Source organism: Psychrobacter sp. AOP7-B1-24 (assembly GCF_052376215.1).
GTDB lineage: Bacteria > Pseudomonadota > Gammaproteobacteria > Pseudomonadales > Moraxellaceae > Psychrobacter.
This window is the reverse complement of record NZ_JBQSVL010000216.1, coordinates 1-448: the sequence shown is the minus strand read 5'-3', so window position 1 is coordinate 448 and position 448 is coordinate 1. Positions and strand designations below refer to the sequence as shown.

Sequence of the window (448 nt, the reverse complement as noted above, 5' to 3'; positions counted from 1 at the left end):
TGTAGTGGTCAACTAATTTAGGACACCTGATAAGAGGTTTTTGTTAAAGTAGCGTTTCTCTTTTTCTAGCGGTGTTAAATAGTCATTAAAACGGTGTGGTCTCACTGACTGATAATAGCCCCAAATATAATCAATAATGGCAGTCCGAGCTTCAGCAATATTCTCATAACCGCCCTTTGGCATCCATTCTGTTTTAAAGCTCCTGAAGAACCTTTCAGTTGGCGCGTTGTCCCAACAGTTACCTTTTCGGCTCATGCTCTGCTTCATGCCATTACAACTTGCCACAGATTCAGCAAACTTCTTGCTAGTGTAATGGGTGCCTTGATCAGAGTGAAACAACACCCCACTTGGCTTTAAGCGCGACTGATACGCCATCTGCAGCGCTTTGGTTGTCAGCATACTGTCAGGCGAATCTGATACAGCAAAGCCAACAATACGACGAGCATAT

1 protein-coding gene is annotated in these 448 nt (G+C 43.8%); it reads right to left on the bottom strand.

Translation table 11 applies throughout. The features are described from left to right. Positions 1 to 12: 12 nt before the first annotated feature. A partial coding sequence (locus ACT3QP_RS15075) for a DDE-type integrase/transposase/recombinase (protein ID WP_444526068.1) occupies positions 13 to 448 on the bottom strand: 436 nt, incomplete at its 5' end.